Origin of the sequence: Candidatus Halocynthiibacter alkanivorans (genome assembly GCF_003333265.1) — a bacterium.
Taxonomy (GTDB): domain Bacteria; phylum Pseudomonadota; class Alphaproteobacteria; order Rhodobacterales; family Rhodobacteraceae; genus Halocyntiibacter_A; species Halocyntiibacter_A alkanivorans.
Genome location: NZ_QOLB01000081.1, coordinates 1 through 18280, shown reverse-complemented (window position 1 = coordinate 18280; position 18280 = coordinate 1). Strand labels below are relative to the sequence as shown.

General features: G+C 62.3%; 18 protein-coding genes. 14 read left to right on the top strand and 4 right to left on the bottom strand.

All coding sequences use genetic code 11. The features are described 5' to 3' along the window. Positions 1–15: 15 nt before the first annotated feature. The 5 genes from DWA01_RS09385 to DWA01_RS09365 all read left to right on the top strand — a co-directional run bounded on the left by DWA01_RS09385 (position 16) and on the right by DWA01_RS09365 (position 6856). Positions 16–795, top strand: a complete 780-nt coding sequence (locus DWA01_RS09385; protein WP_114285589.1) for a uracil-DNA glycosylase — start codon at positions 16–18, stop codon at positions 793–795. Next, positions 795–1424, top strand: a complete 630-nt coding sequence (locus tag DWA01_RS09380; protein ID WP_200832538.1) for a LysE family translocator — start codon at positions 795–797, stop codon at positions 1422–1424. The genes DWA01_RS09385 and DWA01_RS09380 overlap by 1 nt, the downstream gene beginning before the upstream one ends. 2 nt (positions 1425–1426) lie before the next feature. After that, positions 1427–1969, top strand: coding sequence for a molybdenum cofactor biosynthesis protein B (gene moaB / locus DWA01_RS09375; RefSeq protein ID WP_114285587.1), 543 nt, complete (start codon positions 1427–1429; stop codon positions 1967–1969). Positions 1970–2083: 114 nt separating this feature from the next. Continuing rightward, a complete protein-coding gene (locus tag DWA01_RS09370; protein ID WP_114285586.1) occupies positions 2084–3532 on the top strand; it encodes an efflux RND transporter periplasmic adaptor subunit in 1449 nt (482 codons plus the stop codon). Positions 3533–3535: 3 nt separating this feature from the next. Continuing rightward, positions 3536–6856, top strand: a complete 3321-nt coding sequence (locus DWA01_RS09365) for an efflux RND transporter permease subunit (protein WP_114285585.1) — start codon at positions 3536–3538, stop codon at positions 6854–6856. Positions 6857–6940: 84 nt separating this feature from the next. On the opposite strand, the gene DWA01_RS09360 is transcribed toward DWA01_RS09365, so the two are convergent. Beyond that, complete coding sequence (locus DWA01_RS09360) at positions 6941–7780, bottom strand: protein-disulfide reductase DsbD domain-containing protein (RefSeq protein ID WP_235008497.1); 840 nt, start codon at positions 7778–7780, stop codon at positions 6941–6943. A 114-nt stretch (positions 7781–7894) separates the two neighbouring features. Here DWA01_RS09360 and DWA01_RS09355 point away from each other — a divergent pair, with 114 nt between their 5' ends. After that, the gene (locus DWA01_RS09355) at positions 7895–8470 is read left to right on the top strand and encodes a YqgE/AlgH family protein (protein WP_114285584.1); all 576 of its coding nucleotides are present in this window, start codon (positions 7895–7897) and stop codon (positions 8468–8470) included. A gap of 390 nt (positions 8471–8860) precedes the next feature. Here the strand turns inward: DWA01_RS09355 and DWA01_RS09350 are convergent, their stop codons facing one another. Beyond that, positions 8861–9811, bottom strand: coding sequence for an L-threonylcarbamoyladenylate synthase (locus tag DWA01_RS09350; RefSeq protein ID WP_114285583.1), 951 nt, complete (start codon positions 9809–9811; stop codon positions 8861–8863). A gap of 118 nt (positions 9812–9929) precedes the next feature. Between DWA01_RS09350 and DWA01_RS09345 the strand changes: the two genes are divergently transcribed. From DWA01_RS09345 to DWA01_RS09325, 5 genes are all read left to right on the top strand, one after another. Then, complete coding sequence (locus DWA01_RS09345; RefSeq protein ID WP_114285582.1) at positions 9930–11651, top strand: acyl-CoA dehydrogenase; 1722 nt, start codon at positions 9930–9932, stop codon at positions 11649–11651. Positions 11652–11659: 8 nt separating this feature from the next. After that, positions 11660–12691 (top strand): MBL fold metallo-hydrolase, encoded by a 1032-nt coding sequence (locus DWA01_RS09340; protein WP_235008496.1) that lies wholly within the window; start codon positions 11660–11662, stop codon positions 12689–12691. Between the two features lie 11 nt (positions 12692–12702). After that, complete coding sequence (locus DWA01_RS09335; protein WP_114285580.1) at positions 12703–13185, top strand: DUF6173 family protein; 483 nt, start codon at positions 12703–12705, stop codon at positions 13183–13185. A gap of 75 nt (positions 13186–13260) precedes the next feature. Continuing rightward, complete coding sequence (locus DWA01_RS09330) at positions 13261–13395, top strand: aa3-type cytochrome c oxidase subunit IV (RefSeq protein ID WP_114285579.1); 135 nt, start codon at positions 13261–13263, stop codon at positions 13393–13395. Between the two features lie 27 nt (positions 13396–13422). After that, the gene (locus DWA01_RS09325) at positions 13423–14070 is read left to right on the top strand and encodes a hypothetical protein (RefSeq protein WP_114285578.1); all 648 of its coding nucleotides are present in this window, start codon (positions 13423–13425) and stop codon (positions 14068–14070) included. 265 nt (positions 14071–14335) lie between these two features. On the opposite strand, the gene DWA01_RS09320 is transcribed toward DWA01_RS09325, so the two are convergent. Both DWA01_RS09320 and DWA01_RS09315 read right to left on the bottom strand, forming a co-directional pair. Next, entirely contained in the window at positions 14336–14659 is a 324-nt protein-coding gene (locus tag DWA01_RS09320; RefSeq protein ID WP_114285577.1) for an AzlD domain-containing protein, read from the bottom strand. Next, positions 14656–15369 carry an AzlC family ABC transporter permease gene (locus DWA01_RS09315; RefSeq protein ID WP_114285576.1) on the bottom strand — a complete coding sequence of 238 codons (714 nt, stop codon included), beginning with the start codon at positions 15367–15369 and terminating at the stop codon, positions 14656–14658. Before DWA01_RS09315 ends, DWA01_RS09320 begins: the two co-directional genes overlap by 4 nt. A 61-nt stretch (positions 15370–15430) precedes the next feature. Here DWA01_RS09315 and DWA01_RS09310 point away from each other — a divergent pair, with 61 nt between their 5' ends. The 3 genes from DWA01_RS09310 to mobB all read left to right on the top strand — a co-directional run. Further along, positions 15431–16318 (top strand): formate dehydrogenase accessory sulfurtransferase FdhD, encoded by an 888-nt coding sequence (locus DWA01_RS09310; RefSeq protein WP_114285575.1) that lies wholly within the window; start codon positions 15431–15433, stop codon positions 16316–16318. Beyond that, entirely contained in the window at positions 16315–16935 is a 621-nt protein-coding gene (gene mobA, locus DWA01_RS09305) for a molybdenum cofactor guanylyltransferase MobA (protein ID WP_114285574.1), read from the top strand. Before DWA01_RS09310 ends, mobA begins: the two co-directional genes overlap by 4 nt. Next, a partial coding sequence (gene mobB / locus DWA01_RS09300) for a molybdopterin-guanine dinucleotide biosynthesis protein B (protein WP_114285573.1) occupies positions 16932–18280 on the top strand: 1349 nt, incomplete at its 3' end. The genes mobA and mobB, both read left to right, overlap by 4 nt.

Sequence of the window (18280 nt, the reverse complement as noted above, 5' to 3'; positions counted from 1 at the left end):
GACTAGGTTGGCGGCATGGATGGCTCGCTTGATTATTACGGCGCAAAGGCGCTTCTGGAATGGCAGATTGATCTCGGCGTGACCGAGACCATCAGCGAGTCGCCGATCAACCGTTATGAGGTGCCGGAGAAGGCGCCAAAACCTGTGGTGGCGGCGGCACCAGAAGCGCCGGTGAAGGCGCCAGAGGTTGATCCGGTCGCGGAAGCTGAAAAAATGGCGCGCGCTGCAGCTTCGCTGGAGGAGTTGGAGGCGGCGCTGGCGGCTTTCCCCCATTGCGAGTTGAAAAAGGGCGCCCGGAATCTGGTATTTGCGCGTGGCAATCCGGCGGCGCGGGTGATGGTGATTGCCGGAGCACCCGGGCGCGACGCGGACCGTGCCGGCCTGCCGCTGGCCGGGGCAGACGCCGGGTTGTTTGACAAGATGTTTGCTGCCATTGGGCTGGGGCTTGAGACGCCGGATACCGAGGCAGCGATCTATCTGTCGCTGGTGCTGCCGTGGCGACCACCTCAGGACCGGCCGCCCAACCCGGCAGAAATTGACATGCTGATGCCCTTTGTCGCCCGTCATGTGGAGCTGGCCGATCCGGACATTCTTGTGCTGATGGGCAATACACCCTGTCTGGGGGTGCTGGGCCGCAAAGGCATCACCCGGCTGCGCGGCCAGTGGGTTGAGGCGTTTGGCCGGCCGGCGCTGCCGATTGTGCCACCGGCGCAACTGATGAATAAACCTTTGGCCAAACGCGATGCCTGGGCGGATCTGCTCAGCTTGCAGGCGAAATTACACGGGCGGGACTGATGGTAGACTGGATAACTTTGCTGGCGTTTGTGCCGGCAGCACTGGCGCTGAACCTGACGCCCGGCGCGGATATGATGTTTTGCCTCGGGCAGGGCGTGCGCTCGGGCGGTCGTGCGGCCGTGGCGGCCAGTGCCGGTGTCTCGGCCGGCTCCATGGTGCATGTGATGATTGCGGGTCTTGGGTTGGGGGCGGTGATTGCCAGTATGCCCTGGATGCTGGACGCGATCCGCTGGCTCGGCGTGGCCTATCTGCTGTGGCTGGCGCGGGGCGCGCTGCGCGCGGGACCGCTGAACGCGCGGACGGCGGGCAAAAATGCTGCCGGACTGGCGCAGTCATTTCGCGAAGGCGCACTGGTCAATCTGAGCAATCCCAAGGTGATCCTGTTTGTGCTGGCGTTTTTGCCGCAGTTCATTGATCCGGCGCGGGGTTCCGTTCTGGGCCAGTTTATGATCCTTGGAGTGGTGATTTCGCTGGGCGGCTTTGTCATCAACGGTGCGGTCGGTCTTGGGGCTGGTGGCCTGGGCAGCCGGCTGGCGGCGTCACGCAGATTTGCCCGTGGGCTCGGTTATGCCTCGGCGACAATCTTTACCGCGCTGGCCCTGCGGCTGGCGCTTGTTCAACGGGGATAAAGATGGGCCGGATTGACGAAAACAAAGAATTTATCCCGGTGCGGATCGCGGTTCTGACCGTGTCTGACAGCCGCAGCCTCAACGACGACCGCTCTGGTGATGTGCTGGTGGGGCGCATTGAGGCCGCCGGGCACATCCTGGCCGCGCGAATGATCCTGAAGGATGAGCGCGCGGACATCGCCGCCCAGCTGCGGGCCTGGTCGCTGGATCCGGAGATTGACTGCATCATATCCACCGGCGGCACCGGGCTGACCGGGCGGGACGTCACGGTTGAGGCCCACCGGGATGTCTATGAGAAAGAAATCGAAGCGTTCGGTACTGTTTTCACCATCATATCGATGAAAAAGATCGGCACCAGCGCGGTGCAGAGCCGAGCCACCGGCGGCGTCGCCAACGGCACCTATATGTTTGCATTGCCGGGCTCGCCAGGCGCTTGCAAAGATGCCTGGGATGAACTTCTCGTGATGCAACTGGACTATCGTCACCAGCCCTGCAACTTTGTCGAAATCTTTCCGCGGCTGGACGAACATAAGCGTCGAAAATAATTCGACGGAATTCAAAAGCCAGGGCGTATAATGGCGGGTGGCAGTAAGTTCTTGCCGCCTGGCAGTGCCGCTGTGCGGATTGTGAACTGAGGCCAGTCAGGAAAGTTTTAGGATATGGGATTTCTACGCCGCTCGCTTATGGGGCTTTTTTTATTGGCGGCCACCGTCGGCATATTAACGCTGGCAGTGCAGAATTTCTATGCTGCGGTGCAGGAACGCAACGCGCGTGAAGGCCGCTCGCGCCCGGTGCGCGAGCGGGTGTTTGCAGTGAATGTTGTGACGGTAGTACCCGGCGACGTTGTGCCGGTTCTGACCAGTTTTGGCGAGATCAGGTCGCGGCGCACCCTGGATGTGCGGGCGCCGTCGGGCGGCACTCTGGTCGAGCTGGCAACGGCTTTTGAAGAGGGCGGCGTGGTGCGCGCCGGGGATCTGCTGGTGCGGATCGACCCGCGCGATGCGCAAGACGCGCTGGAAGTGGCACAGGCCGATCTGAGCGAATCGGAGGCAGCGGTGCGCGATGCAGAGCGTTCACTGGTGATCAGTCGGGATGATCTGGAGAGCGCCCGCAGCCAGGAAAAGCTGCGCGCCAATGCATTGCAGCGACAGCGTGATCTGCGGGCCCGGGGCGTGGGCACTGATTCCGCGGTGGAAACTGCGGAACTGGCAGAAGCGACGGCCGGTCAAGCCATCCTGTCCAAACGCCAGGCAGTGGCGAGCGCGCAGACCCGGCTGGACCAGGCGCAGACCGGCTTGCTGCGCGGGCGCATAGCGCTGGCGGATGCGGAACGCGCGCTGGATGACACGGAAATCCGCGCTGGTTTTTCCGGCACGCTGTCGGGTGTCTCCGTGGTGCAGGGCGGCAGGGTCAACGCTGGCGAACAGATTGCGCAGCTGATTGATCCGACGGCGCTGGAGGTCAGTTTCCGGGTCTCGACAAGCGCCTATTCTCGGTTGCTGGATGCGGCGGGCGGGCTGACGGGCGCGGCGGTCACTGTGTCGCTCGATACCGGGGACAGTGAGATGCAGACCCGGGGTGTTGTCAGCCGGGAGAGTGCCGGCGTCGCCGAAGGGCAGACCGGGCGCTTGTTGTTTGCGCGTATGGACGAGGCGGCAGGCTTCCGCCCTGGTGATTTTGTCGCCATCATGATTGATGAGCCGGTGCTGCGTCAGGTGGCGCTGGTGCCAGCCTCGGCGGTGGATGCTTCCGGACGCGTGCTGGTGCTGGATGACGAGGCGCGGCTGGACTCTTTCACCGTGCAGATCCTGCGTCGTCAGGGAGATCAGGTGCTGATCCGGGCGCCAGGTCTGAGCGGACGCGATATCGTGGCCCAGCGCACGCCTTTGCTGGGCGCCGGCATCAAGGTGCGGCGACTGAACGCTGACGCCCCCGACCCGCCGGCCGAGCCGCCGCTGTCGGATGAGGAACGCGCCGCGATGATTGCCTTTGTCGAGGCCAACAAAAATATGCCTGCAGATGCCAGAGAGCGCATTCTGAAACAATTGCGCCAACCTGAGGTGCCGCAACAGATGCTGGCGCGTCTGCGCGGCCGGATGGGGGGCTGATCCATGCGGGGTATTCTGTCTTATTTCATCCGTCACGGCACTGTCGCCAATCTGTTGCTGGTGGTTCTTCTGGTGGCGGGCGCAATCACCGCGCCGCGGATGCGGGCCCAGTTTTTCCCGGATGTGGTGGTCGATGATATTTCGGTTTCGATCGCATGGGACGGGGCCGGGGCCGAGGATGTGGACCGCGCCATCGTGCAGATTCTGGAGCCGGCTTTGCTGGCGGTGGAAGGCGTCACCAGCAGTGCGGCGACCTCGCGCGAAGGCCGGGCCAGGATCAGCCTGGAGTTTGAGCCTGGCTGGGATATGGCGCGTGCCTCGGATGATGTGCAATCGGCGGTCGAGGGGGTCAGCAACCTGCCGGACGACGCGGACGAGCCTTCGGTGAACCGCGGCCGCTGGCGCGACACGGTCACCGATGTGGTCATCACCGGCCCGGTGGCGGTCGATCAGCTCAGCCTGTTTGCCGATGAGTTTACCACCCGCCTGTTTCAGATCGGGGTGACCCGCGCCACGATCATCGGCGTGGTCGCGCCCGAGACCATTGTTGAGGTGGCGGCGCTGTCCCTGATCCGCAACGATGTGAGCATGGCGGATATTGCCGCCGCCATCGCGGAGGAGGCAGAGGCTGATCCCGCTGGCGATGTCGGCGCGGCCGGCGCCCGGGTGCGCACCGGTGTAGCCAAGCGTTCTGCACCGCAGATTGAGGCGATTGTTTTGCGCCCCAACCCGGACGGCTCGACCCTGACAATCGGCGATGTCGCCGAGGTGCGGGTCGCCGGCATTGACCGGGAACGCGCCTTTTTTGTCGGCAGTGAGCCGGCGATGTCTGTCAATGTTTCGCGCTCTGCGGCGGGGGACGCGATCCGCATTCAGGCCCAGGTGGAAGAGGTCGTGGCCTTGATGTCCAGCACCTTGCCTGAAGGCGTAACGATGGAGCTGATCCGCACCCGCTCAGAGGCGATCTCCGGGCGGCTGAATGTGCTGCTGAGCAACGCCGCCCTCGGGCTGGTGCTGGTGGTTGTGCTGTTGTTCCTGTTTCTCAACGCGCGCACGGCGCTCTGGGTGGCGGCGGGCATTCCGGTATCCTTAACCGCCGCGATTTCGCTGATGTATTTCGCCGGTATGACCATCAATATGATCTCGCTGTTTGCGCTGATTATCACCCTGGGCATCGTGGTGGATGATGCCATCGTGGTGGGGGAGCATGTGGATTTCCGCGTGCGCCGGCTGGGCGAATCCGCGGTTGAGGCGGCTGAAAACGCTGCTGTGCGGATGTTTTCACCGGTGTTTGCCGCCACTATCACTACGATCATTGCCTTTTTCGGTCTGGTGGCGATTGGCGGGCGTTTTGGCGATCTGATTCTTGATCTGCCGCTTACGGTGATCCTGGTGCTGACCGCCTCATTGATTGAGTGCTTCCTGATCCTGCCCAATCACATGGCCCACGCACTAAGCGCTTCTGGCAGGGGCCACTGGTATGATGCGCCCAGCCGGGTGGTGAACCGCGGGTTTGGCTGGTTTCGGGACAATTTGTTCCGCCGGGCGATGGCCTGGGTGATCTGGGCACGCTACCCGGTGCTTGCGGGGTCAATCCTGCTGCTGTCGAGCCAGGTGGCGCTGGTGGTGCGCGGTGATGTGCAATGGCGCTTCTTCAGCCCGCCGGAGCGCAGTACTATTTCGGGGAATTTTGCCATGGCGCCAGGGGCCGGGCGCGCGGACACCCGCGAGATGCTGGGTGAAATGCAGCGGGCAGTGGAGGCGGTCGGTGTTTCCTTTGAACAGGAATACGGCGACAATCCGGTGCTTTATGTGCTGGCGCAGATCGGCGGCGGCACCGGGCGGTCCCTGTCCGGGGCCGACAGCAAGGATCTGGATCAGCTGGGCGCAATTTCGATCGAGCTCACGGACGCGGATCAGCGCTCCTACGGCGTGTCTGATTTTGTCGCCCGTCTGCAGGACGAGGTGGTGCGCCATCCGCTGGCGGAGACCGTAAGCTTCCGCCGCACCCATGCCGGTCCCGGGGGCGATGCGATTGATATTGAACTGTCGGGCTCTTCTGCGTCGGTGTTGAAAGCGGCGGCGGAGGATATCAAAACCAGCCTGTCGCAATATGGCGAGGTTTCGGCACTGGAAGACAGCCTGGCTTATGACAAAGATGAGCTGGTGCTGGAGCTGACGCCGCAGGGCCAGGCGCTTGGCTTTTCCATTGACGGTATCGGGCGGGTGTTGCGCAACCGGCTGAACGGGATTGAAGCGGCGACCTATCCGGACGGACGGCGTTCGGCTGCGATCCGGGTTGAGCTGCCTGCCAGTGAACTGACCGCAGATTTCATCGAGCGCAGCCAGCTGCGTTCGCCGGGCGGGGCCTATGTGGCGCTGTCAGACATCGTGTCGGTCAGCACCAGCCAGGGCTTTTCCACTGTGCGGCGTGAAAACGGCATCCGGCTGGTCAATGTGACCGGAGACCTGGACGATGAGGACGCCGAGCGCGCGGCGCAGATCATGCAGGACGTTGAAGAGGCGCTGCTGCCGCGCATTGCTGAGGAATACGGTGTGACCTGGGCGCTTGCCGGTCTGGCCGAGCAGGAAAACCGGTTTCTCAGTGACGCGTTGTTGGGGCTGGGCCTGGCGCTGGTGGGGATTTTCCTGACCCTGGCGTGGATTTTCGGCAGCTGGACCCGGCCGCTTGTGGTGATGGCGATCATCCCGTTTGGGCTGGTCGGGGCGATCTTTGGCCATGCGTACTGGGGCGTGCCCTTGTCGATGTTCTCCGTGGTGGGGCTGATCGGGATGACCGGGATTATCATCAATGATTCCATTGTTCTGGTGACCACCATTGATGAATACGCCCATGAACGCGGCCTGATCCCGGCGATCATTGACGGCGCGGCAGACCGGCTGCGTCCGGTGATGCTGACCACCATGACCACAGTGCTGGGGCTGGGGCCGTTGCTCTATGAACGCTCGGCGGATGCGCAATTTCTGAAACCGACGGTGATTACCCTGGCCTACGGGCTTGGCTTTGGTCTGGTGCTGGTGCTGCTGGTGGTGCCCTCGCTGATGGCGATTCAGCTGGATGCGGGCAAGCTGATGCGGGCGCTGCGCCGGGTCGCCAGCCATCCGGCACGCAGCGGTATTGCGGGTGTGGCGGTCTGGGCTGCGGGCCTCTGCATGGCGCTGTTGTTCGCGGTGACGCTGGGATCCGCAGTGATGCAACAGGCGGATATCACCGCGGCGCTGGGGCAGTTCGTGGCAGGTGCCGGGGCGATCGCAATCGTGTTTTATGTGCTGGGGGGGCTAGTGCTGCGCTTGCGGCGTTAGCGGCCCAGGCGGGTTTAACTGCGCTCACGTGGGCAACTGTCCTGACGGCTTAACAGCCCCGACGGGAGAGTTGCCCTCACGCGTCTAGCCCCCTTTGCAGCCCTTGATGTCCACCGCGCCCTTTTCGCCGATCACAGTGATGCGCAGCGTCGAGCGGTCCAGCGAAAATGGCGCCTGGCCGGGCGGCACCAGTTCGGTTTCTGCGCTCAGCCGGCCGCCCTGGCGTGTAGTGCTGGCTTCTGCGATCCAGATCTCGCGGTCGGGCAGCTCAAACACAGTGATCTCGTCGCCTCCCAGCGCCGGCATATCGAGCTCCGCGCGCAGACGCAGCCCGTCCTCAATGGGAGTGGCGCGGCAGGTCACATTGCGCACACCGGCCGCGGCCGCACTTGCGGGACCCCGGGCCAGCGCCTGGCGGATGCGGGTGTCTGGCGTGGTGACATCGGTGGGCAAGATTTGCTGCAGGGTGACCGTCAGCGGCAGGCAGATGTCATAACAAACGCCCATCACCACGGTCACATCCAGCCGGATCGGCGCGCCGGGATCCCGGGGGCGCAGTTCCAGCGGCAGCAGTAATTCGTTTTTGTAGCCAAGCGAGCGCAGCCCGAAATTTTCAAACGCTTTGGGGGCCGGCCAGCGTGGGGTGGCGGAGGCCAGGTTTTGCGATCCGCTCCAGTCAAACCCGGGGGGGATCCCCGCCTGGCCCGGTGAACGCCAGTAAGTTTTCCAGCCCGGAGCAAGCCGCACCCGCAGCGCGGCCATATGAACGCCGTCGGCACGTCGCCAGCCGGGCAGCAGGTCCACTTGTGCCATTTCAGAGGCCTCCACCGCGTCACCCGCAACTTGCGAAATGGCCGGGGCGGCAGTGGCAAAAGCGGCAAAAACTGCCAGGACGAAGGACGGGAGACCGGAAAAAATACGCATGGGCCACAACATAGGCGCTTTGGTACGCAGAGGGAATGATATTTGGCAGAGAGTTTTTCCGGATCGCAACCGGTGGCTCTTGCGCCCGGCGGGCCGCAGCGCCATGGTGAGGATATGAACCCGATTGAAGTTTCCTCCGACCTGACCGGAAAATTACTGATCGCCATGCCGGGCATGGGCGACCCCAGATTCGAGACTTCGGTGGTCTTTCTCTGCGCCCATTCTGACGAGGGTGCGATGGGGTTGATGATCAATAAGCCCGCAGACGGTTTGGATATTACCGATGTACTGGCCCAGCTGGACATCGAACCGGGCCAGGGAGATTACCGCTCTGACGTCCATTTTGGCGGCCCGGTTGAACACCGGCGCGGATTTGTGCTGCATTCACCGGACCGCACCTATGAGGCGGCGACGCTGGAAGTGGACACGCGGTTTGCAATGACAGCGTCCCGCGAGGTGCTGGATGATATGGTGCAGGGCACCGGGCCGCATCAGACGCTGCTGGCGCTTGGCTATGCCGGCTGGGGGCCGGGGCAGCTTGAGGATGAGATCGGTGAAAATGCCTGGCTGACCTGTGATGCGAAGCCCGAGATCGTATTTGACGCCGAAGATGGTGGCAAATGGGAAGCGGCGGTGCGCTCGCTTGGCATCGAGCCGCTGATGCTGTCTGGCAAAGCCGGCCACGCCTGAAACGCCCGGCACATTCAGGCGCCCGGCACATCTAAACGATTGCCGCTCCGGTACGCTGCCACTCCAGCCCCGAACTCCGCCGGGTTCCATCGAAGTGCCGGGCCCGCTGAGCCTGCGCACTTAGCCACTGAGACAGCACAATACGTCCAATCCTGCGCGCGATCCGAGAAATTCGGGAGGCGGTCCGGTCCGGACTATGGCAGTCTTCACCAGCCCAATTCTCACTGTGCAGTTCGCATCGTGCCAGTCGTGACCGTGCCAGTCCTGTCGAGTGGGTCCTGACATGGAAGCCGTCATGGTACAGGCCGGATCAGGCCTGCCGGTGCCGGGTTCGGACACCGCTGAAGCAGTTGTTTCGCGGCCGGACCCCTATGGGGCGTCTGGTAAGAGTTAGTCGCGGGGCGCGGCGGCGCGGCGCAACCGGTCATTGATCGCAACGCCGAGACCATGCTCCGGCACCGGGGACACCGCAATTTTACCCACGCCGCTGGCATCCAGCTGGCGCAGCGCGTGAAACAGGTTGGCCGCCGCTTCCACCAGATCGCCCGACGCGGACAGGTTCAGCGCTGCCTCTACCGGGCCAAAGCCAAGCAGGGTCTCATCCGCCTCAGGTGTGGTGACGTTCAGGCGTACCGGCGCATTGGGCGCATAATGTGACGTCAGCTGTCCTGGCGCGCTGGGGGTGGTTTCCGTGGTGCCTGTGACGCCCGCCAGCGGGGTGCCCAGGCAGGCTTCAATCGCCTCCGCAGGCAGCCCGCCGGGACGCAGCAGCCCAGGCGCGGGGGCGAAACCGATGATGGTGCTTTCCAGCCCGACACCGCAGGGCCCGCCATCCAGCACCGCATCGATCCGGCTTTCCAACCCGTCAATCACATGTTGGGCACGGGTGGGGCTTATGCGTCCCGAGGGATTGGCAGAAGGACCGGCGACAGGGCTGCCGAATGCGTTCAGAAGCTTTACTGCCAGCGGATGTTCCGGCACCCGGATGGCGATGGTATTAAGCCCGGCAGAGACCAGCGGTGAAATGCCGGCATCCGGGCGCAGCGGCAGCACCAGTGTCAGCGGGCCGGGCCAGAACGCCTGGGCCAGCGCCGCTGCATCATGGTCAAAGATGGCAATCTCACGCGCGGCCTCAAGATCGGGCAGGTGCACGATCAGCGGGTTAAAGCCAGGGCGGCCCTTGGCTTCAAAGATCCGCGCCACTGCGGTATCATTGCGCGCGTCACCGCCAAGCCCGTAGACCGTTTCGGTGGGAAAAGCGACAAGCCCGCCCTGCGCCAGAATTCCGGCGGCCCGGCTGACATCTGCATCGCTGTCGCTCAGGTGTTGAAACTTGCTCATAGTGTGACGCTGCGTCCGTGTTGGTTGCGCTTTAACCCTAATCTAGGGTCAGCGTTGAAACGAGAGAAGTGAATAGTCGCTTGCCTGGCATTTGCCAAGCCGGCGCGTGGAGGAAGTTATGAGCTATCGGGCCCCGGTTGCAGAGTTTCAATTTCTGTTTGACCATATTGTTGATCTGAATCAGGTGGCGCAGACCGACCGGTTTTCTGAGGCAACCTCTGATGTTATCGCTGCGATCCTCGCTGAGGCGGGCAAGCTGTGTGACGAGGTGATGGCGCCGCTGAACCGGGTGGGGGATCTGAACCCGGCCCGGCTTGAAAACGGGGTGGTGCGCAGTTCTCCTGGATTTGCCGAGGCGTTCCGCGCCATTGCCGACGGCGGCTGGATTGGCATGTCAGCGGATCCGGAGTACGGCGGCATGGGGCTGCCAATGAGCCTGACCACCGCGATGAATGACATGATGTCTGGCGCATGTCTGGCGCTGCAACTGTGTCCGCTGCTGACCCAGGGCCAGATCGAGGCGTTGCAGCATCACGCGTCTGATGCCCTTAAAGAGACCTATCTGCCCAAGCTGATTTCCGGCGAATGGTCCGGCACGATGAACCTGACCGAGCCTCAGGCCGGCTCCGACGTGGGCGCGTTGCGCACCAAAGCCGAACCTCTGGGGGACGGCAGCTACAAGATCACAGGCGATAAGATCTTTATCACCTGGGGCGACAGCGACATGGTCGACAATGTCTGCCACCTGGTGCTGGCACGCCTGCCGGACGGGGTGGCGGGCCCCAAAGGCATCAGCCTGTTCATGGTGCCCCGCCATATCCCTGATGAGGCGGGGAAACCCGGGGTTGCCAATACGCTGAGGGTGGCGAGCCTTGAGCATAAAATGGGCATTCACGGCTCGCCCACTGCGGTGATGCGGTTTGACGGCGCCACCGGCTGGCTGGTGGGCGAAGAACACAATGGCATGGCCTGTATGTTCACCATGATGAACAACGCCCGTCTTGGCGTCGGCATTCAGGGCGTGGGGATTGCTGATGCGGCCTACCAACATGCGCTGAGCTATGCACAGGAGCGCAAACAGGGCCGCACCGCCGTCAAAGGCGGCAGCGGCAACATTATTGACCACGCCGATGTGCGCCGCATGCTGGCTGCGATGAAAGCGGATATCTTTGCCGCCCGCGCCATCAGCATGGCCTGTGCGGTCGCCATCGATATGAGCAGCGCAACCGGGGCGGAAGAATACAAAACCCGGGCGGCGTTTCTGACCCCGATTGCCAAAGCTTTCGGCACCGATGTCGGGCTGGAAGTAGCCAACCAGGGCGTATTGGTGCATGGCGGTATGGGCTATATTGAGGAGACCGGCGCCGCACAGTATTGCCGCGATGTGCGCATCACTTCGATCTATGAAGGCACCAATGGCATTCAGGCGATGGATCTGGTGGCGCGCAAGCTGATGGATGGCGGCGAGGCGGCCTATCGTTTGCTGAGCGAGATTGAAAACGCCGCTCAGGACAGCCGCGCCACCCTGCCGGCACTGGCGCAATCGGTCTGGGAGGCGGCAGAAACTCTGCGCGAAGCCACCGAGTGGCTGGTGGCACAGGGCGATCTGAACGACCGGTTTGCCGGGGCGGTGCCTTATCTGCGCGCCTTTGCCCGGGTGCTGGGCGGGCATTATCACCTGAAAGCGGCGATGGTGGAGCGTGGCGACGGACCGCGCACGCGCCTGGCCGCGTTTTATATCAACCGTCTGATGCCGGAATATGCGTCGCAACTGGCCCATGCCCGTCAGGGTTCTGCAGGGCTGTATGCACTGAGTGATGCGGATCTGGCCGCACAATGAACGCACCGATGAAAAACCCGTTTGAAACCGCGCCGGCCAATGGTGAAGCAACCGAAGTCGCGCCGGATGTGTTCTGGATCCGGATGCCGATGCCGATGGTGCTGGACCATGTCAATTGTTACGCGCTGGCGGATCACGATGGCTGGACCATTGTGGACACCGGGCTGGGCACCAAAAAGACCCGGGCGCTGTGGACGTCACTGCTGAGCGAGGGCGCGCTGTCACATCTGCCGGTGGCGCGGGTGTTGCTGACCCATCACCATCCGGACCATGTGGGTCTGGCGGGCTGGTTCGTTGAGGAACATGGCGCCGAGCTGATCACCACCCGCACCGCCTATCTGATGGCGCGCATGTTGGTGCTGGACGAGCAGGAACGCCCCACCCGCCAGATGGAAGCCTATTGGCGCAGCGCCGGCATGGATGCTGACATCCTGCAGCAGCGTCTGAATGAGCGGCCGTTTAATTTTGCCGATGTTGTTGATCCGATTCCGCTGGGCTTCCGGCGTATCCGCGAAGGGTCTGAATTGCGGCTGGCCGGGCGGGACTGGGTGGTGCGCATCGGCAATGGTCACGCGCCGGAACATGCGACTCTGTGGTCTGAGAGCGGCGATATCGTGCTGGGCGGCGATCAGTTGCTGGCGACAATCTCGCCCAATCTTGGGGTGCATGCGACCGAGCCGGACGCCGATCCGGTGGGCGAGTGGATTGAGAGTTGTGAGGCGCTGAAACCCTATGCCAACGACAGCCAGCTGGTGCTGCCGGGCCATAAGCTGCCCTTTACCGGCCTGCCAGCGCGGCTGAGCGCATTGATTGAGAATCACCACAGCGCGCTGGAGCGGCTGGAAGCGTGGTTACAGGAGCCCCATACCGCCTGCGCTTGTTTTCCGATCCTGTTCAAACGTAAGATCGGAGCCGGGGAATATGGGTTGGCGATGGTCGAAGCGGTGGCCCATCTGAACCACCTGTATCAGGCGGGCCGGATCACCCGTCGCCGCAACGATGACGGCGCCTGGATCTGGCAAGCCGGTTCTGTGAACTGAGAGGTGTCGTTGTGAGTGAAGACATAAAAACCACTGCCGAAGCGCTTGAGTCCGCGGCGCTGCAGTCCCACGCCCGTGCGGTGCATTGTGATCCGGACGCGCCGGCTTCCGTGGAACAGCAGCCGCTGCCCGAGGTAATCCGGCGCAAGCCGGTCGGCCAGAAAAGCCCGGCAGAATGGGCCTATGAGCGGCTGGTGCTCTATATCAAAAACTTTGAGGAGCAGCTGGACAACAGCCATGAGATTGCCATTGGTTTTACCGGCTCCAGCAGCGGTGTGATGCGCATCGAGGGTATCGGATTTTTTGACCCCGATATTGTGACCTTTTACGGCACCGATGATCATGGCTCCAGAACCCAGTTGATCCAGCATGTGACGCAGCTGAATGTGATGCTGCGCGCCCTGCCGATTGTGCAGGAACAGGTCAAAGCAAACCGCATTGGATTCCGCCTGGTGGCGGATCTTGAAAACACCGAAGCCACCGAAATCATCTGAGCAGGTGACAGCGGCACAGGAATCGTCTAATTCGGGTTTTGACACTTAGAAACCTCAGCCTTCCGGAGATATCACATGGCAGAGCACAAGCACGGTTCAATGGACACGTCTGTTCAGGAACAATCTTTTAGCAATTTCATCCGATACTCCTCCTATGTCGGGGCGTTCTCCATCGGAGTGTTGATCTTCCTGGCGATTTTCAACAGCTGATACAGCACACCTGAGCGGAGCATCGCCATGAAGAGAGTCTGTCGGATTGTTTTGTGGCTGCTGCTTCCGCTGGTGCTGAGCGCCTGTGGCGCGGCAGAATCAAGGTGGGCGCCTGACTTGGAAGTTGCCCGTGCAGCCTATGTCGATGACGGGCCGCCCACCCTGACCCTTTACACTGTGATGAAAAAAACTGGCGGCGTCGGTGCCCATTCCGGCCTGATGGTGAACGGGTCGCAGCGCATCATGTTTGATCCGGCGGGCACGTTCAAACACCCGCATCTGCCGGAACGTAATGACGTGATTTTTGGCATGAGCGACCGGGCGGTGGAATTCTATATCGATTACCACGCCCGCGAGACCTATGACGTGATCGAACAGATCATTCCGGTCAGCCGCGAAGTGGCTCTTCTGGCGCAGCAGAAAGTGATGTCTTATGGCGCGGTGCCCAAAGGGTTCTGCAACAAAAGCATCACCGCAATCCTGCGCACTCTGCCCGGCTTTGAAGACGTGCCGACGGGCTGGTTCCCGCGCAAAACCATGGAATATTTCGCCTCCCGCCCCGGGGTGACAACGCGGCGCATTGTGGATGACAGCCCGGACGACAATACCGGCATGATCGCGGCGCCCAACCTGTTGCGGGCTCAGCAGTTGCGAAATCCTCTGCTGCTGTCCTGACATCCAGGTCAGGGCTGGTTGATCCTGCAGCTCTGGCGAGATTTCTGCGATGTATCAGAAGTTTGGCATGCGATGGCCCTAGTGGTTCTGTGGCCCGGCGCGCCGGGCCACTGATGTGAAGCGGCATCTGCGTCCTCTGAGTGTGACGATTTTTCTGTGTGATGACGTCACAGAGTCTAGAAAATGAACCACATTCCCCGCAGCCCCGTTCCTGATCAGACAAAATTCTGTCAAATCAGAGATGCAGGATTAATGGGCCCCGGCCCTAATTCAGAACCCAGCCGGTCGCATAAAAAACGAGACCACCGGCAGCGACGGCAACAATCATGTTCTTGCTGTAGACACCGGCTGCAATCGCCACGGCCGCACCGGCCAGGGTCGCAGGGTCATAACCGCCATCGACTCCGTTGGGCCAGATCACTTTCGGCGCCACCAGACCCGGCAACACCGCCACTGGCGTATAGCGCAGCATGCGCAGCGCCCAGGGTGGAAACTGGCGGTCTCCGATCAGGCCAAAGAATGAATAGCGGATCAGAAATGTTCCCACGCCCAGCACCGCAATAATCATCCAAATGTTGAAGCTGCTCATGTCTGCGCCCTTTTCTGTGTCCAGAGTTCCACCTGAGAGCCGACAACGAGCGCAACCAGTGCTGCAACCAGAAGCCCGGATCCGTAGGGCAGAAACGCAAACACCAGGCTGAGACAGACAGACGTAAGTGCCGCCGCCACATGGGCCAGTGTTTTCAACGCAGGGGCCACCATGGACAGAAACATCAGCGGCACGATGAAATCCAGCTGCAGATCCGCCGGGATTGCCTCGCCGAGGATCGCACCCGACAACGTGCTGGCATACCACAGGGTCACCACCGGGGCCGCCACGCCAAAATAATAGCTCAGTTTGTCGGAAGTGCTCATTTCCGGGTTGCGGTCAAACCGGTCCATTGCCAGCGCATAGGACTGATCGACCAGGACATAGGCCGCCAGCACTCGCTGCCAGAACGTCGCCGGACCGAAATGAGGCGTCAGCGAGGCGGAATACATCGCCATGCGCAGGTTGATTGCGAGCGAGGTGATCAGGATAATCAGCGTGGGTGTATTGTCTGCCATCAGCTGCAGCGCCGCCAGTTGGGCAGAGCCGGCGATGACCAGCACAGAAAACCCCATGATTTCAGCGATATTCAGCCCGGCTTCGGTGCCGATGACCCCAAAAACCATACCGAACGGGACGATCATCACCACAAATGGCAGCCCGTCGCGAAAGCCTTTGCGCCAGGATGAATTGGAAGTGGAAGAAGCCATGAGCAGCGCCTACTATAGATCAACAGAGCGCATCGATAGCCAATCAGTGAAAGACCTTCAAATGATAAATCATGATGGCCACTCATCATCATCATTGTTGCTTGCCCCTGAACCGGGGCGTGCCGGGCTGACGCGCGCGGTGGAAGGCTATGACCAGACCGGCAGCCTGATCCGTATCCCGGTGGTGGAAGAACGGCCGTTGACGATCTTTCTCAACGGCCAGGAGATTGTCACTGCAATGACCATTGGCGATTACCCGGAATACCTGGCGCTGGGGTTTCTGCGCAACCAGGGCATGTTGTCGCTGCAGGAGACTGTCAAAGCGGTGGACTATGATGAAGATCTGGAAACCGTGGTGGTGCGGACGGACAGCCAGACGAACTATGAGGAAAAGCTGAAGAAAAAGACCCGCACGTCGGGCTGCGCCGTGGGCACGGTGTTTGGCGATATGATGGAAGGGATTGAGGATCTGGTGCTGCCGGAGGCCGAGATCCGCACCTCCTGGCTTTACGGGCTGAGCCACCAGATCAACCGAATCCCCAGCCTCTATCTGGAAGCGGGTGCCATTCACGGCTCGGTGCTGTGTCACCGGGATCAGCCGCTGGTCTATATGGAAGATGTCGGGCGCCACAATGCGGTCGACAAAATCGCCGGCTGGATGTTGTCAGAGCAGGTCGATGGCGCCGATAAGATTATGTATACCACCGGCCGGCTGACCTCGGAAATGGTAATCAAATGCGCCAATATGGGCATTCCGGTGCTGGCGTCTCGCTCGGGCTTTACCGCCTGGGGCGTGGATATTGCGCGCCAGGTCGGGCTGACCCTGATCGGGCGCATGCGCGGGCAGCGATTTGTCTGTCTGGCGGGTGAAGACCGCCTGATCCGCGACATCGATCCGTCTCAGGTGCCGGCGGATACCGGCAAAAAACGCAGGACATCAGCGGAATGAAAATATTAGGAGTGATTCTGGCCGGCGGCCAGGCCAGACGTATGGGCGGCGGGGACAAAGGCTTGCTGCCACTGGCGGGCAAGCCGATCCTGAGCCATGTGCTGGAACGGCTGGAGCCGCAGGTGGAAGCGGTGGCGCTCAATGCCAATGGCGATGCGACGCGGTTTGCCCACTACGGCCTGCCGGTGATCTCTGACAGTATTGACGGTTTTGCCGGGCCGCTGGCCGGGGTGCTGGCCGGGCTTGACTGGGCGGCTGAGCAGGGGGCAGACGCAATCGTGACCGCCGCCGCCGATACGCCGTTTTTCCCCTGTGATCTGCTGCCGGTGCTGCTGCTGGCGGCCGAGTTGGAGGGCACCAATCTGGCCCTGGCCGCCACACCGGATCCGGAGCGCGGTGTCTCGCGGCATCCGACTTTTGGCCTGTGGCCGGTGGCGCTGCGCGAAGATCTGCGACTGGCGCTGGAGGGCGGGCTGCGCAAGGTGGTGCTGTGGACCGACACGCACAACGCGGCAGATGCGCTGTTTCCAAACTGGGATTTTGACCCGTTTTTTAACATCAATACGCCGGAAGACCTGGTGGTGGCCGAGACGATATTACGTGAGGCAGATGCATGAGAATATATGGCGTCGCCGGCTGGAAAAACGCTGGCAAAACCGGGTTGATGGAACGGCTGGTGGCAGAGATCACCGCCCGGGGTTTTACCGTATCTACTGTCAAACACGCCCATCACCGCTTTGACGTGGATCAGCCGGGGCGTGACAGCTACCGCCACCGCGAGGCGGGCGCACGCGAAGTATTGCTGAGCTCCTCCAACCGCTGGGCCCTGATGCACGAGTTGCGTGATGTGGACGAGCCAACGCTGGCGCAGCATCTTACGCGGCTGGAGCCCTGTGATCTGGTGCTGATCGAAGGCTATAAACGCGACGATCATCCCAAGATCGAAGCCCATCGCGCGGAGACTGGCAATCCGCTGATCGCGCCGGATGACCCAACGGTCAGGGCGGTGGCCTCTGATGTGGCGCTGCCGGATCTGTTGATCCCGGTATTTGATCTCGATGACACCATGGCGCTGGCGGATTTTGTCATGCGCGAGGTCGGCCTGATCGCAGCGGGTACCGCCAAGCCGGATATCACGCCGCCCCGTCTGAAAAATGACTGTTTTGCGCTGCCGCCCGGCGTGTCCTGGGTGCCGGTAGACGATGCTCTTGCCCGGCTTCAGGAACGCCTCAGCGTGGTTGTCGGCACTGAAAATATTGCCGCTGATGCTGGGCTCGGCCGGGTGCTGGCAGAACCGGTACTGGCCGCGCGCTCCAATCCGCCTGGGGCCAATTCTGCGGTGGACGGTTATGGATTTGCCCACAGCGCCACCGGCACAGGGCCGCAGCTGTTGCCGCTGGTGGACGGGCGGGCAGCGGCCGGCGTGCCCTTTGCCGGTGCGGTGCCGCAGGGCCAGGCGATCCGTATTCTGACCGGGGCGCTGCTGCCGCCGGGCGTCGATACAGTGGTGCTGCAGGAAGACGTTACTGTGGCCGAAGGTCATGTCGCCTTTGAGGGTGCGGTGCGCCCTGGTGCCAACGCGCGGGCGGCGGGCGAGGACGTGCTGGCCGGAGACATAGCAATCGCGGCGGGGCGCCTGCTGCGCGCGCCGGAAATCGCGCTGGCCCATGCCATCGGAGCTCCCATGGTGCAGGTCCGCAAACGGCTGCGCGTCGGCGTGTTGTCGACCGGCGATGAAATCGTCGCCAGCGGCGCCACCATGTCGGCGGGCAAAACCTATGACGCCAACCGGCCGATGTTGCTGTCTCTGGCGGAAAGCTGGGGCTATGATCCGGTGGACCTCGGCCATGTCACCGACGCACGCGCGCCGTTGCGTGCGGCGCTGGACCGGGGCGCGGCGCAGGCAGACGTGATTCTGGCCTCGGGCGGGGCATCGGCGGGCGCGGAAGACCACGTTTCCGC